Consider the following 12,330-nt stretch of genomic DNA (forward strand, 5'->3'; position numbering starts at 1 on the left):
AACCGTACCGCGAGGTGAGGAGGGCGCGTGATCTGGACATCCGGCGTGGCGCGCGCCGCCCGCCGCATCGCGACGGCGGCCGCTCTGGGCGGTGGCGGCCTCACCGCCCTGGGGGTCGTCACCTACGGTCTGCTGATGGCCGAGGCCACGCTCGCCCGCAGGCTCGTCGGCCAGCCGCACGGCCTGGACGGGCCGCCGTCCGACGGCGTCTACGGAGACTTCCCCGGTGAGCCCATCCGGATGACGGTGCTGGGCGACTCCACGTCCGTGGGGCTGGGGATGACCCGCCCGGAGGAGACCCCGGCGGTGATCATCGCGCGCGGCCTGGCCGCCGTCGCCGAGCGGCCGGTGCGGCTGACCGTCCTGGGGCAGTCGGGCGCGGAGTCGGCCCACCTGGAATCACAGGTTGACCGGGCGCTGGCCGAGCGGCCGGAGATCGCCGTCGTCTTCGTCGGGGCCAACGACGTCACCACCGCCACCCTGCCCGCCCGGGCCGTCCGTCACCTCCAGAAGGCCGTGGGCCGGCTGTGCGACGCGGGCGCGGAGGTGGTCGTCGGCACCTGCCCCGACCTGGGGACGGTCCGCCCCATCGCCCAGCCGCTCCGCTGGGTCACCCGGCGCTGGTCGCGCCAGCTCGCCGCCGCGCAGACCGTCGCCGTCATCGAGGCGGGCGGGCGCACGGTGGCCTTCGCCGATCTCCTCGGACCGGAGTTCGACGCGAACCCGGCAGAGATGTTCGGACCCGATCGTTTTCATCCATCTGCCCGAGGTTACCTACAAGCCGCGTACGCAGTGCTACCGTCTGTATGCGCTGCGTTGGAGTTGTGGCCCGAGCCGGAACCCGCGCGCGTCGAAGGATCGCAATACCTTTTGGCGGCGATGGCCGTGGAGGAACCCGGCACCGAGGTCACCGCGACCCGGGTCGCCGGCCGGGCGGCCGGCCCTCATGGACGATGGGCGGCGCTGCTCCGCCGGGGACCGGGGCCGCTTCCGAACGCCTAGAGTCGGTCACCTTTCGCGGCCAGGCCATCACCCCCTGTAGGAGTGAAATGATCCGGCCCCACGCGAAACCGACCATGACGCTCGCCGCGACCGCCCTTCTCGCGGGCGGCGCCCTGGCAGGCTGCTCCGGCGGCGACGACGCCGGCACCGACTACCCCGCCTGGCAGAACACGCGGGTCAACGCCGTCAGCCGGGCCACCGTCGGCGGCGGCGTCGCGGCGGCCACATCGATGAAGCCCGACGGCGCGCTGGAGACGGTCGCCCTCGACCTGGCCACCGGACGGACCCTGTGGTCCCACCCCGCCACCATGATCGGCCGGCTCCCCGGGATGGGCGTGCAGGCGCCCGCCACCGTGGAGATCGGCGGGGGCCACGCGGTCGTGGTCGCGCTCGACCCCGCCTCCCGGCCCCGGGAGAAGGCCACGCTGGTCGCGCGGGACGCCCGCACCGGACGGCAGCTGTGGACCCGGCCGGTCCACTCGACCTTCGGGCCGCAGGGCTGCGGGCCCTACGTGTGCCTGTCGGAGAACACCGCCCTGGCGAGCGCCCGCATGGTCGTCCTCGACCCGCGCGACGGGCGCCAGCTGTGGCGCCTGCCCGGAATCTCCGAGGTCGAGTGGGCGGGCCCGGACAAGGTCGTCGTGCTGCGCCTCGCGTCCCACCCCGTGCTTGAGGCGTACGCGCTGAAGACCGGGAAGGTCTCCTGGCAGCTGCCGATCGAGCAGGCCCTCGGGGACGGCGTCGACCTGTCCGGCGGCTGGGCGTTCGGCGCCACCGAGGACAAGATCGTCGGGTACGTCGCCCCCTTCACCGATCCGCAGACCAAGCGGACTTCGACGTTCGGCCTGTTCTCCGCCCGCCTCTCCGACGGCGCGGTGGACTGGATGCGCCCGAACGTGGTCCGGGTCTACCCGAGCGGCAACCCCGCCTACGCCCCCGTCGTCCGGCCCGTCGACGAGCAGGGGCAGTACGGCGGCTTCGCCAGGCTCGACGCGGAGACCGGCCGGGTCCTCGGCCAGATCACCCCGACCCAGGTCCCGGGCACGGGCTGGTGGCTCGCGTTCCCGCCGTCCATGGACAAGCTGGGGTTCCTCAAACGCGACGCGCCCGGCTCGGTCTACGACCTCAGCACCGGCGAGCCGACCCCTCTCAAGGGCGCGAACGGCTGGTCGTTCTGCGTCACCGACCCCAAGCCGCTCTCCCTGCGGGACATGACCCCCGGCTTCTACTCCATCGCCGCGCTGTGCGAGTTCGACCTCGCCACGGGCAAGCGGATCACCTCCTCCTCCGCGCCGCCGTCGTGGTTCACCGGAAGCCAGGCGGGGTGGCGGCTGTGGCGTGACGAGAAGGGCGCCCTGCACGCCGTCAAGGACGCCGCGGGCTCGACCCCCGGCATGTACGGCTGAGCGCTCCGGGAGAAAGTTCCATCCGGGCGGCCCCCGGGGGCCCGGTGAACGACCTACTGAGGGGTAACCTCGCGGAAGGGCCGCCCGGACCCCGAGCGGGCGGCACGCGAGCAGGCAGGAGAGTCACATGCCCGAGGCAGTCATCGTGGCGACCGCGCGATCCCCGATCGGCCGCGCCTTCAAGGGATCGCTGACGGACATCCGTCCCGACGACCTGACCGTCCAGATGATCGGGGCGGCGCTGGCGAAGGTGCCGGAGCTCGACCCGCACGACATCGACGACGTCATGCTCGGCTGCGGGCTACCCGGCGGCGAGCAGGGCTTCAACATGGCCCGTGTCGTCTCCGTGCTCCTCGGCCTCGACGACGTGCCGGGGACGACGGTGAACCGCTACTGCGCGTCCTCCCTGCAGACCACCCGCATGGCGTTCCATGCGATCAAGGCGGGCGAGGGCGACGTGTTCGTCTCGGCCGGGGTCGAGACCGTCTCCCGCTTCGTGAAGGGCAGCTCCGACTCGCTGCCCGACACCATGAACCCGCTCTTCCTGGACGCCAAGGGCCGTACGGACCGGGCGGCCGAGGGCGGCGGACCGGTGTGGCACGACCCCCGCGAGGACGGCGCGCTGCCCGACGTCTACATCGCGATGGGCCAGACCGCGGAGAACGTGGCCGCGCTGCGCGGAGTCTCCCGGCGGGCGCAGGACGAGTTCGGCGTGCGGTCGCAGAACCTCGCGGAGAAGGCCGTCGCGAACGGCTTCTGGGAGAGCGACATCACGCCGGTGACGCTGCCCGACGGCCGGATCGTGCGCCGGGACGACGGCCCGCGGCCCGGCACGACCTATGAGGCGGTGGCCCAGCTCAAGCCGGCCTTCCGGCCCGACGGCACCGTCACGGCCGGCAACTGCTGCCCGTTGAACGACGGCGCCGCCGCGGTGGTCGTCATGAGCGACGTGAAGGCCGCCGAGCTGGGGATCACCCCGCTGGCCAGGATCGTCTCCACCGGCGTCACCGGCCTGTCCCCCGAGATCATGGGTCTCGGCCCCGTCGAGGCGTCCCGGCAGGCGCTGACCCGCGCGGGGATGGCCGTCGGCGACGTCGACCTGGTGGAGATCAACGAGGCGTTCGCGGCCCAGGTCATCCCGTCCTATCAGGAGCTCGGGATCGACCTCGACCGGCTCAACGTGAACGGCGGGGCGATCGCGCTGGGGCACCCCTTCGGCATGACCGGGGCCCGGATCACCTCCACCCTGATCAACAGCCTCCGGTTCCACGACCGGACGATCGGGCTGGAGACCATGTGCGTGGGCGGAGGCCAGGGCATGGCTATGGTGCTGGAGCGGCTGTCCTGACCTCCGCGACGAACCTCCGCGACGGGCGTCGTCAGCCCTTGAAGTCGGGACCCGCGCGGGTGGGCTCCACCCGGATGATCACTCGCTTGTCCCGGATCATGGCGGCCCGGTACTCGTCCCAGTCGGGGTGCTCGCCGTTGAGGTCACGGTAGTAGCGGACGAGGTGGTCCATGGCGTCCGGGAGCGAGACGACCTGCGCCCGGCCCTCGATCTGGGCCCAGGGCCCGACGAACGCGTCCGGGACGACGGTGAGGAACACCTGCGGATTCTTGTAGAGGTTCTTCGTCTTGATCGCCGTCTCCCGGCTGCTGATCACCAGGTAGCCCTCGGGGTCGACGCCGACGAAGACCGGGGACATCTGCAGGCGGCCGTCCTCGTGAAAGGTCGCCATGACGGCGTGGTGGTTGTGCCTGACGAACTCGCGTGCCTTGTCGAGATCCATAAGGTCCATCATGCCGACCGGCCGGCCCGCCGTATGACATGCCCCACGACCCGGCCGTACGAACCCGGCCGTACGAACCCCGTTAACGACAAGGCGCCCGCACCGGGAAGGCGGTGCGGGCGACCGGGTGCCGGGACGACCGGCTTCAGAAGCGGCGGCGCCGCTCGTGCTCGAGGACGATGGCGGCGGCGTAGCCGTGGCTCAGCCCGTGCTCTTCGGCGAGCCAGTGGGCCCGCTCTTCACATCGCAGGAACGACGGGCCGTTGTCGATGGCTTCGAACCACTCGGGGAGGTCACGCCCGGTTATGGACGGGACTCGGGCGATCAGCTTGGTCTGTGTCTCCGGTGAGTGGTTCAACGACATGGGCACCTCCACGGAAAAGGCTGCTTTGTGTCACAGTGCATCACCCGCCGTCGCTTGACAACCCCCCATCGGACATCGATTTGTTACGGGATGTTGATCGAATGTTACGCCGCGCATGGCGATGTCCTGATATAGCACACGAAGGGCGCCCCTCCGAAGAGAGGCGCCCTGGCGAGAATCGGTCGTCCGCTAATCGTTGTTCGTGAAGTAGCTGATGAAGCGGAGGATCTCCAGGTAGAGCCAGACGAGGCTCAGCGTCAGGCCGAAGGCCATGAGCCACGAGTAGCGCTCGGGCACCCCGGCCCGCACGCTCTGGTCGATCTGGTCGAAGTCGAGGAGGAGGAAGAAGCAGCCGAGTAGGATCATCGCGACGCTGAAGATCCAGCCGATGGCGCTGTCGGTGCGCAGCCCGAGCCCGCCCGGCTCGAAGTAACCGGCGATCCAGTTGAGCAGCATCAGGCCGATCGCGCCGAAGGCGGCGGCCACCACGAACTTGGTGAACTTGGGCGTCGGCCGGAAGATCCTCAGGGCGTAGACGGCGAGGGTGCCGCCGAAGGCGACCATCGTCCCGACGACCGCCTGCAGGACGATCCCGTCGTACGCGGTGTTCATCCCGTGGCTGAGCACGCCGATCGCGATGCCGTAACAGACCGAGTAGCCGAGGATGAGCGCCGGATTGGTGCTCTGCCGGAACGAGACGATCAGTCCCAGGACCAGGCCCACGATCATGGCGGGGAAGGCCAGGCCCCAGCCGACGTCGAAGTACCACGACAGGGCCGCCGCCAGGAAGAGCGTGCCCAGGGTCATGGAACCGCGTACGACGACGTCGTCGATCGTCATCGCGCGTTCGGCGGGCGGGGCGTACGACGGGGCCGCGTACATGTCGTTCAACTGCCCGACCGTCGGCGTCGGGCCGGACCACGACGACCGGCCGGCCGCCCCCCGACGGGCGAATATGGGGTTCCTGCTCTCCACCGCTGCCTCCAGGACGCGACTTCTGCTCAGCCTTCCACGGCTTCCGTGCGGATGACAGCCGGAAGGGAAGACTCCCCCGCCCGGCTCCGACACTTCACCGACCCGCTCAACGACCGGACTTCGGGCTGAGTTCCCACCGGCCCCGCCGACGGTTCCGGCCATGTCCCCCACAATCCGGGACAAACTTGGATAGTTCCTTTACTTGAGTCATTCAAGTCTGATGTTAGCGTGGGCTTCATGCGTAGAGGTGGAATCGGTGGACGGGAGCGGCACTCCCGCTTCTCGACCGCGGCGACCCCGGTGTCATATCCGGCGCCGTCGGTCCGCCTCGTGCCGCGGTCGATCCGAGGACGTCTCACGGCTCTGGTGACGGTGCTGGCCGTGACGCTCCTGATCCCGTCCGGGATCGTGGGAGCGCTGACGGCCCGCCAGGCCTTCGCCAACCCGATGTGGCAGGACGCCCGGCGGCAGGCCACGCTCACCGCCGAGTCCATCCGGGCGGGCCGGTTGATCGACCCCATCGTCCCCACCGTCGAGGGGGTCGACCTGGTCCAGGTCGTGGCGGCCGACCATCAGGTGCTCGCCGCCTCCTCCACCGTCGCGGGAAAGCCCGCGCTCAGCACCGAGCGGCCGTCCGGGTCGGAGCCGCTGCGGGACATCGAGACCTGCCCCAAGGCCCACACCGGGTGCCTGCGCCTGGCCGCGGTGCGAGTCACCCCCGCCCCGTCCTCCCCCGTTGTGTACGCCGGCGGCCCCGCGCCCGGCATCGCCTCGGTCGGAAAGTTCGACCTGCTCTTCACGGTGGAGGTCGCCATGCTGCTGCTCATGACCGCGTGGGGGACGTGGAAGGTCGCCGGTCGCACACTGCGTCCCGTCGAAGGCATCCGACGCGATCTCGCCTCTATCAACGTGCACGACCTGAGCACGCGCGTGCCCGAACCGTCCGGAAACGACGAGGTCGCGAGGCTGGCCCGGACGGTGAACAGCACGCTCAGCCGCATCGAGGAGGCCAAGGAGGCCACCGAGCGCGCGCTCACGCAGCAGCGCCAGTTCGCCGCCGACGCCTCCCACGAGCTGCGCACGCCGCTCGCCGGGCTGCGGGCCCAGTTGGAGGAAGCCCAGATGCACCCGGGCCAGACAGATCTGGGCGAACTGCTGGAGCGGGCCCTGGGCGACGTCGACCGGCTGGAGACGATCATCTCCGACCTGCTCCTGCTCGCCAGGGTGGGCGCCCGCGGCCGTGCGGAACACTGCCCGATCGACCTGTCCGAGCTGGTCTCGGACGAGGTGGGCCGCCGGGCCGACCGGATCCCGGTCCGGCTGTCCCTGGAGAGCGGCATCGTCGTCAGCGGGCTCGCCGCCCACCTCACCCGGCTGCTCACCAACCTTCTCGACAACGCCCAGCGGCACGCCCGCCACCAGGTGGCCGTCGCGATCCGCAGGGACGGCGCGGTCGCCGAGCTGTCGATCTGCGACGACGGGACCGGCGTGCCGCCGAGCCAGCGCGAGCGGATCTTCGAGCGGTTCACCCGGCTCGACAGCGCCCGCAGCCGCGACCAGGGCGGGAGCGGCCTGGGGCTGGCCATCGCCCGCGACATCGCCTCGGCCCACTGCGGCACCCTGGTGGCGGAAGAGTCGCCGTCCGGCGGGGCGCGCTTCGTGCTGCGTGTTCCGATCGTCGGCTGCGGCGAGGAGGACGCCGCGCCCGTCCGCAACCGGGCCCTCAGAGCCGTCTGAACCAGTCGCGCACGGCCTCGATCCCGCCTCCGCCGAGGGCCACCATCAGGGCCACCCTCGCCTTCGCCGGAGCGATCCCGCGTGCTCCGACGGCGCCCACCTTGCCCGCCAGGCCGTACCCGTCGGGCAGGTCGTCCAGGGACGCGGAGCCCGTTCGGGACCGTGAGGCGACGACCACCGGCACACCCCATCCGACCAGTTCGTCGATCGTGCCGAGCAACTCAACCGGCACGTTGCCCAGGCCCGTCCCCTCAAGCACGACGCCACGCGCCCCCGCGTCGACGACGGCGCCGAGCAGCGAGGCGGGCATCTCGGGATAGGTCTTGATCAGTGCCACGTCGGCCTCGGGCTCGCCCAGCGCCTCGGGCGGCCGGGGCGGCGGCACGCCCAGCCGCTCGACCCGCCCCGCAACGACCCGGCCGAACAGCGGGTGGGGCGCGGAGGAGAAGGCCCCCCGCACCGCGTGGGCGTCGACCTCGGTGACCCAGCGCGCCGCGTGCAGCAGGCCGTCGAAGCAGGCCATCGCCCCCGCGCCCACGAGCGCCGGGTCGGCGGCCGCCGCGAGGGACGCGGCGAGGTTGCCGGGGCCGTCGCCGCCCGGCTCGTCGAGCGGACGCATGGCGCCGGTGAACACGATGCCGCCTCGGGCCGCGGCCGGTCCGGCGAGCAGGTCGGCCAGGAAGGCCGTCTCCTCCAGCGTGTCCGTGCCGTGCGTGACGACCACGCCGTCGAAGCCCTCCTCCAGGATCGCCGTACGGACCCGGCGCGCCAGGCCGAGCATGGTCGCCGGCGAGGTGTCCCAGCTCGGCTCCGCCCGGACGTCCACCGGCGTGACCCGCACGTCGGGGGGCAGGCCCGCGACCTCGCCGAGCAGTTCGCCCGCTGTGGCGAGCCCGGCGAAAGGCCCGGTGAACGGCCCGCTGGATGACCCCGTGGATGACCCCGTGGATGACCCCGTGGATGACCCTGTGACCGGCCTCTTGACCTGGCCTGTGGAGGGCCCGGTGCGGTCCCGCCGGCGGGAGTAGGCGATCACGTCGCCGGTGGCCAGCAGGAGGACCCGTCTGGTCACCGGCCGTCCTCGGGCGTGTCCGCCGCGTCGGCGATCCCCGCGTGGCGCTCCAGCCGTTCGAGGCGCTCCACCAGCGGGTGGAGCTCCCGGCGGACGGCAGCGGCCACCAACTGCGCGGGGTCCTGCGCCTGGGTCTGGCCCTGCGCCTTGAGGTGGACGTAGCCGGCGAGCGCCGACGCGACCGCCCTGCGGGTCAGCCGCGGCTCCGCGCCACGCGCGCGGAGCAGTTGCCCGGCCTTCCCGTCCGGCTCGGCGACCAGGCCGAGCAGCAGGTGCTCGCACCCGATGTAGTTGTGGCCGAACGCCTGGGCGTCGGTGACGGCCAGTTCGAGCGCGTTCGCCGCGGTCCCGTCGAACCGGATCGGCTCCTCGCCCCCGGAGGAGGTGGTGGGCGGGGGGCCGCCCAGATCTCGTTCCAGCTCGGCGGGTTCGATGTCGATGGCACGCAGGACGTGCAGCGCCAGGTTCTGGCCCTCGGCCAGGATCCCCGCGAGCAGGTGCTCGGTGCCCACGGCTCCGGCGCCCTCCGCCCGGGCGCGTTCGACGCCCAGGCGGAGGGCCTGCCGGGACCTGGGGGTGAAGTGGGCGAGCCGCCCGGACGACTCGTCGATGTCCATACCCCTCACCACGGTTTCCCTGATCGCCGTCACCCGTCGCACGGCCTGCTCCAGGGCCCGCTGGCAGATCGCGGAGACCGGCAGTCCCGCGTCCTTCACGGCCTCGGCCAGCTCGTCCGGCAGGTACACGTTGATTTTTGGCATGACCCCTTTATAACCCCTTAGGGGGTACATGTCGATGGGAGGACGTCGAGACGGCCTTCAGGAAGCTGGGCGCGTCACTCCACCGCACACTCCGTGACCGGGCCCGAGCCGCCCTCGGCCGCCACCGCGTGATGGCCGTCGCCGGCCCCGGACCCCAGGCCCTGGACCCGGACGTGCCCCTCGGCGTCGGAGGCCCGGCCGGGCCCGGATCCGTCCCGCGTGACGTGGCCGCTCGCGTCCGACGGGATCCCGAGTGCCTCGGCGTCCTTGCCGACGTAGACCTTGCCGTCCTTGCTCGCGACGATGTTCGCCTCGCCGGGCGGGACCGTCGCGACCAGCTTCCCGTTGTGGTAGACCTTGCCGTCCTTCACCTGGATCCGGTCGGCGCCCGCGGCGCCGGGCGGCGGGCAGGACGTCGTGGCGTAGGGCTGCGTACGGTACGTCGGCCCCGGGTCCGTTCCGCTCGCCTGGGCGGCCGCCGCGACAGAACCCGCCAGCCCGAGGGCCAGGGCCCCCACGAGGATCAATCGGGAGCGCTTCATCAATCTCTCCTTCTCGTTCGGTTTGCGCGCCCAGGCTGCCGGGACGTGCCTGAAGCGGAGCTGAAGGCGCCAGAAATGATCTTCAGGCTCGCTTTAGGTGGCCTCGGCCAGGCTTTACGTCATGCGGGTGCTGCTGGTGGAAGACGAGGAACGGCTGGCCGAACTGCTGCGCAGCGGGCTGGCCGAGGAGGGCTTCGCGGTCGACGTCGCCAGGAACGGGCGCGAGGGCCTGTGGATGGCGACGGAGAACCGGTACGACGCGATCGTGCTCGACGTGATGCTGCCCCTGCTCAACGGCTACGCCGTGTGCCGGCGGCTGCGCGACGCGGGCGACTGGACGCCGATCATGATGCTCACCGCCAAGGACGGCGAGTACGACGAGGCCGAGGCGCTGGACACGGGTGCCGACGACTTCCTGTCCAAACCGTTCTCCTACGTGGTGCTGCTGGCCCGGCTGCGCGCGCTCGTCCGGCGGGGCGGGCGCGAGCGGCCGGTGGCGCTGACCGTGGGCGACCTGGTCGTCGACCCGGCCGGGCTGCGCTGCCGGCGCGGCGGCGCCGAGATCACGCTCACGCCCAAGGAGTTCGCCGTACTGCACGCGCTCGCGCGGCGGCCGGGCGAGGTGGTCTCCAAGGCCGAACTGCTCGAACAGGCCTGGGACTTCGCGTACGACGGCGACCCCAGCATCGTCGAGGTCTACATCAGCGCCCTGCGCCGGAAGATCGACGCGCCGTTCGGCCGGTCGAGCCTGGTGACCGTCCGGGGGGCCGGATACCGGCTGGACGGTGGATCATGACCCGCTGGTCGGTCCGGCTCCGCGCCACGGCGGTCGCGACCGCGGCGGTCGCGGTGGCGCTCGCCGCCGTGGCCGCCGTACTGGTCGTCACCCTGCGGAGCAGCCTTGAGGCCAGCGCCGCCGAGGAGGCGGCGCGGCGGGCCGACTCCACCGCGCAGACGCTCTCCGTGAGCACCGAGCCCGGCTCGGCGTCCGTGCCGGGCGGCGAGGGCGGCGTGAGCGTCGGCGGCGGCGTGGGCGTCGGGGCCGACCCCGACGTGCGGGTCGGCGTGGGCCCGGGGCCGGTCGCCTTACAGGGATGGTCCGACGGCTACGTCACGGCGACACGCACCGTGGCGACCGAGAAGGGCCCGCTCGTCGTGCAGGCCCGCACATCGATGGGACCGGCGCGCGACGCGCTCAACGCGCTGCTGCCGCTGCTGTCCGTCGGCGTTCCCGCGGTGCTCCTGCTGGTCGCGGGGCTGACCTGGCTGCTGGTCGGGCGGGCGCTCGCGCCCGTGTCGGCGATCAGGACGAAGTTCGCCGAGATCACGGCCAGCGACCTGCACCGCCGGGTGCCGGTGCCGGCCGCACGAGACGAGGTCGCCCGGCTGGCCCGGACCATGAACGCGACCCTCGACCGGCTGGAACGCGCCGTGGAGCGGCACCGGCGGTTCGTCGCCGACGCCGCGCACGAGCTGCGCAGCCCGCTCGCGACCCTGCGGACCCGACTGGAGCTGGGGCGGCGCGAGAGCCCCGAGCTGACCCGGGAGGCGCTGACCGACGTCGCGCGGATCCAGGCGCTCGCCGCCGACCTGCTGCTCCTGGCCCGCCTCGACGCCGGGGAGCCGATGCCCGGCGAGCCGGTCGACCTGGGTCAGGTGGCGGCCGAGGAGGCGCTGCGGCCTCGGCGCGCCGACGTCACGGTCGTCGTGGACGCCGCCCCCGACGTCGTCGTCCCCGGATCGCGGGCCCACCTCGGCCGCATGGTGGCCAACCTCGTCGACAACGCCGTACGGCACGCCGCGACCACGGTCACCGTACGGGTGACGACGCCCGCGATCATCGAGGTGGCCGACGACGGCCCCGGCATACCGCCGGACCAGCGCGAATCGGTCTTCGACCGGTTCACCCGGCTCGACGAGGCGCGGGCCAGGGACGCCGGGGGGTCGGGCCTGGGCCTGGCCATCGCCAGGGACATCGCCCAGGCTCACGGCGGCACCCTCGTCGTCGCCCACCCGGACACGATGCCTGCCTTTGGCGCGGCTCCGCTAACGGGCGCCGTGTTGCGGGCCGACCTTCACGGGCGCGCATCCGGGGCCCTCGCCGATGCGGCGCGGCCGGCACGTCACTCGGAGTCGTGATCGTCTTCAGCGGCCCGAGCCTCCAGCACGCTCGCCAGGTGGTTCCGGCTGACCAACGTGTCCGGATGCTCCTCACCAAGCACGCGACGGTGAGCCTCCAGCACTGCGCGATGCTCCGCCTCCGCCTCCTGTAACATCCCAGCTCAGCCAGCACACCCGCCAGGCTGGCCCGGCTCATCAACGTTTCCGGATGCTCCTCACCGTGCTGGTCACGAAGGGCGTGAAAAGCCTGGCGCTGAGCCTGAGCGGCCAGATCGTAACGACCTTGCGCCCACATCTGCCAGGCGATGGCGTCGACATCGGTTGGATCGGCGTAAGCGAGCATCGTGATGATGGCACGGTCCGGCACGTGCGCGACCGGCCCGACGCGCTGCTGGTGGCGGTCGACCAGGTAATCGAACACATCCACGCGCGCCTCGTCGCCGTCCGCCGGCTCCAGAAGCGCGGCGGTTGAACGGCGCTGCCTGGTCGCCCACGTCCAGGCCTGCTCCATCGGCTCAGGTCGGAGCCGATGCCCCCCACGCTCGTCGAGATTGTCCTTG

The 12,330-nt window shown here is 72.1% G+C and carries 14 protein-coding genes; 7 read left to right on the forward strand and 7 right to left on the reverse strand.

Annotation, left to right across the window (positions count from 1 at the left end):
* Window positions 1-27: 27 nt before the first annotated feature.
* The 3 genes from JOL79_RS25630 to JOL79_RS25640 all read left to right on the forward strand — a co-directional run bounded on the left by JOL79_RS25630 (window position 28) and on the right by JOL79_RS25640 (window position 3,756).
* Window positions 28-1,002, forward strand: coding sequence for an SGNH/GDSL hydrolase family protein (locus tag JOL79_RS25630; RefSeq protein ID WP_307848726.1), 975 nt, complete (start codon window positions 28-30; stop codon window positions 1,000-1,002).
* 47 nt (window positions 1,003-1,049) lie between these two features.
* Entirely contained in the window at window positions 1,050-2,408 is a 1,359-nt protein-coding gene (locus tag JOL79_RS25635; RefSeq protein ID WP_210158443.1) for an outer membrane protein assembly factor BamB family protein, read from the forward strand.
* A gap of 127 nt (window positions 2,409-2,535) precedes the next feature.
* On the forward strand, window positions 2,536-3,756 hold the full coding sequence (locus JOL79_RS25640) for an acetyl-CoA C-acetyltransferase (RefSeq protein WP_210158444.1): 1,221 nt from the start codon (window positions 2,536-2,538) through the stop codon (window positions 3,754-3,756).
* Between the two features lie 31 nt (window positions 3,757-3,787).
* Here the strand turns inward: JOL79_RS25640 and JOL79_RS25645 are convergent, their stop codons facing one another.
* The 3 genes from JOL79_RS25645 to JOL79_RS25655 all read right to left on the reverse strand — a co-directional run bounded on the left by JOL79_RS25645 (window position 3,788) and on the right by JOL79_RS25655 (window position 5,537).
* The gene (locus JOL79_RS25645) at window positions 3,788-4,198 is read right to left on the reverse strand and encodes a PPOX class F420-dependent oxidoreductase (RefSeq protein WP_210158445.1); all 411 of its coding nucleotides are present in this window, start codon (window positions 4,196-4,198) and stop codon (window positions 3,788-3,790) included.
* A 145-nt stretch (window positions 4,199-4,343) separates the two neighbouring features.
* Window positions 4,344-4,562 carry a DUF4287 domain-containing protein gene (locus JOL79_RS25650; protein WP_210158446.1) on the reverse strand — a complete coding sequence of 73 codons (219 nt, stop codon included), beginning with the start codon at window positions 4,560-4,562 and terminating at the stop codon, window positions 4,344-4,346.
* Window positions 4,563-4,751: 189 nt separating this feature from the next.
* Window positions 4,752-5,537: a Bax inhibitor-1/YccA family protein gene (locus JOL79_RS25655; RefSeq protein WP_210158447.1), complete on the reverse strand. Its 786-nt coding sequence runs from the start codon at window positions 5,535-5,537 to the stop codon at window positions 4,752-4,754.
* A gap of 237 nt (window positions 5,538-5,774) precedes the next feature.
* On the opposite strand from JOL79_RS25655, the gene JOL79_RS25660 reads away from it, so the two are divergent.
* Window positions 5,775-7,274: a sensor histidine kinase gene (locus JOL79_RS25660; protein WP_210158448.1), complete on the forward strand. Its 1,500-nt coding sequence runs from the start codon at window positions 5,775-5,777 to the stop codon at window positions 7,272-7,274.
* Here JOL79_RS25660 and JOL79_RS25665 read toward each other — a convergent pair.
* The 3 genes from JOL79_RS25665 to JOL79_RS25675 form a co-directional block, all read right to left on the reverse strand.
* The gene (locus JOL79_RS25665) at window positions 7,261-8,346 is read right to left on the reverse strand and encodes an asparaginase (RefSeq protein WP_307848727.1); all 1,086 of its coding nucleotides are present in this window, start codon (window positions 8,344-8,346) and stop codon (window positions 7,261-7,263) included. The genes JOL79_RS25660 and JOL79_RS25665 overlap by 14 nt on opposite strands.
* Window positions 8,343-9,107, reverse strand: a complete 765-nt coding sequence (locus JOL79_RS25670; RefSeq protein WP_210158449.1) for a Clp protease N-terminal domain-containing protein — start codon at window positions 9,105-9,107, stop codon at window positions 8,343-8,345. The genes JOL79_RS25665 and JOL79_RS25670 overlap by 4 nt, the downstream gene beginning before the upstream one ends.
* Before the next feature lie 74 nt (window positions 9,108-9,181).
* On the reverse strand, window positions 9,182-9,649 hold the full coding sequence (locus tag JOL79_RS25675) for a hypothetical protein (RefSeq protein ID WP_210158450.1): 468 nt from the start codon (window positions 9,647-9,649) through the stop codon (window positions 9,182-9,184).
* Window positions 9,650-9,770: 121 nt separating this feature from the next.
* Here JOL79_RS25675 and JOL79_RS25680 point away from each other — a divergent pair, with 121 nt between their 5' ends.
* Window positions 9,771-10,445, forward strand: a complete 675-nt coding sequence (locus JOL79_RS25680) for a response regulator transcription factor (RefSeq protein ID WP_210158451.1) — start codon at window positions 9,771-9,773, stop codon at window positions 10,443-10,445.
* Window positions 10,442-11,788: a sensor histidine kinase gene (locus JOL79_RS25685; RefSeq protein WP_210158452.1), complete on the forward strand. Its 1,347-nt coding sequence runs from the start codon at window positions 10,442-10,444 to the stop codon at window positions 11,786-11,788. The genes JOL79_RS25680 and JOL79_RS25685 overlap by 4 nt, the downstream gene beginning before the upstream one ends.
* Here JOL79_RS25685 and JOL79_RS35885 read toward each other — a convergent pair.
* Window positions 11,773-11,925 carry a tetratricopeptide repeat protein gene (locus tag JOL79_RS35885; protein ID WP_372446812.1) on the reverse strand — a complete coding sequence of 51 codons (153 nt, stop codon included), beginning with the start codon at window positions 11,923-11,925 and terminating at the stop codon, window positions 11,773-11,775. The two genes, JOL79_RS25685 and JOL79_RS35885, sit on opposite strands and share 16 nt — an antisense overlap.
* A 53-nt stretch (window positions 11,926-11,978) precedes the next feature.
* On the opposite strand from JOL79_RS35885, the gene JOL79_RS25695 reads away from it, so the two are divergent.
* Window positions 11,979-12,242 (forward strand): hypothetical protein, encoded by a 264-nt coding sequence (locus JOL79_RS25695; protein WP_210158454.1) that lies wholly within the window; start codon window positions 11,979-11,981, stop codon window positions 12,240-12,242.
* The last annotated feature ends 88 nt before the right edge of the window (window positions 12,243-12,330 follow it).

Origin of the sequence: Microbispora oryzae, assembly GCF_017896165.1 — a bacterium.
In the GTDB taxonomy this organism is placed as follows: Bacteria; Actinomycetota; Actinomycetes; order Streptosporangiales; family Streptosporangiaceae; genus Microbispora; species Microbispora oryzae.

Excerpts from the sequence above, each read along its gene's own strand:
- JOL79_RS25675 (WP_210158450.1), bottom strand. The coding sequence starts at position 9,649 with ATGAAGCGCTCCCGATTGATCCTCGTGGGGGCCCTGGCCCTCGGGCTG.
- JOL79_RS25685 (WP_210158452.1), top strand. The coding sequence starts at position 10,442 with ATGACCCGCTGGTCGGTCCGGCTCCGCGCCACGGCGGTCGCGACCGCG.
- JOL79_RS25695 (WP_210158454.1), top strand. The coding sequence starts at position 11,979 with ATGCTCCTCACCGTGCTGGTCACGAAGGGCGTGAAAAGCCTGGCGCTG.
- JOL79_RS25640 (WP_210158444.1), top strand. The coding sequence starts at position 2,536 with ATGCCCGAGGCAGTCATCGTGGCGACCGCGCGATCCCCGATCGGCCGC.
- JOL79_RS25670 (WP_210158449.1), bottom strand. The coding sequence starts at position 9,107 with ATGCCAAAAATCAACGTGTACCTGCCGGACGAGCTGGCCGAGGCCGTG.
- JOL79_RS25635 (WP_210158443.1), top strand. The coding sequence starts at position 1,050 with ATGATCCGGCCCCACGCGAAACCGACCATGACGCTCGCCGCGACCGCC.
- JOL79_RS25680 (WP_210158451.1), top strand. The coding sequence starts at position 9,771 with ATGCGGGTGCTGCTGGTGGAAGACGAGGAACGGCTGGCCGAACTGCTG.
- JOL79_RS25645 (WP_210158445.1), bottom strand. The coding sequence starts at position 4,198 with ATGGATCTCGACAAGGCACGCGAGTTCGTCAGGCACAACCACCACGCC.
- JOL79_RS25650 (WP_210158446.1), bottom strand. The coding sequence starts at position 4,562 with ATGTCGTTGAACCACTCACCGGAGACACAGACCAAGCTGATCGCCCGA.
- JOL79_RS25660 (WP_210158448.1), top strand. The coding sequence starts at position 5,775 with ATGCGTAGAGGTGGAATCGGTGGACGGGAGCGGCACTCCCGCTTCTCG.
- JOL79_RS35885 (WP_372446812.1), bottom strand. The coding sequence starts at position 11,925 with ATGTTACAGGAGGCGGAGGCGGAGCATCGCGCAGTGCTGGAGGCTCAC.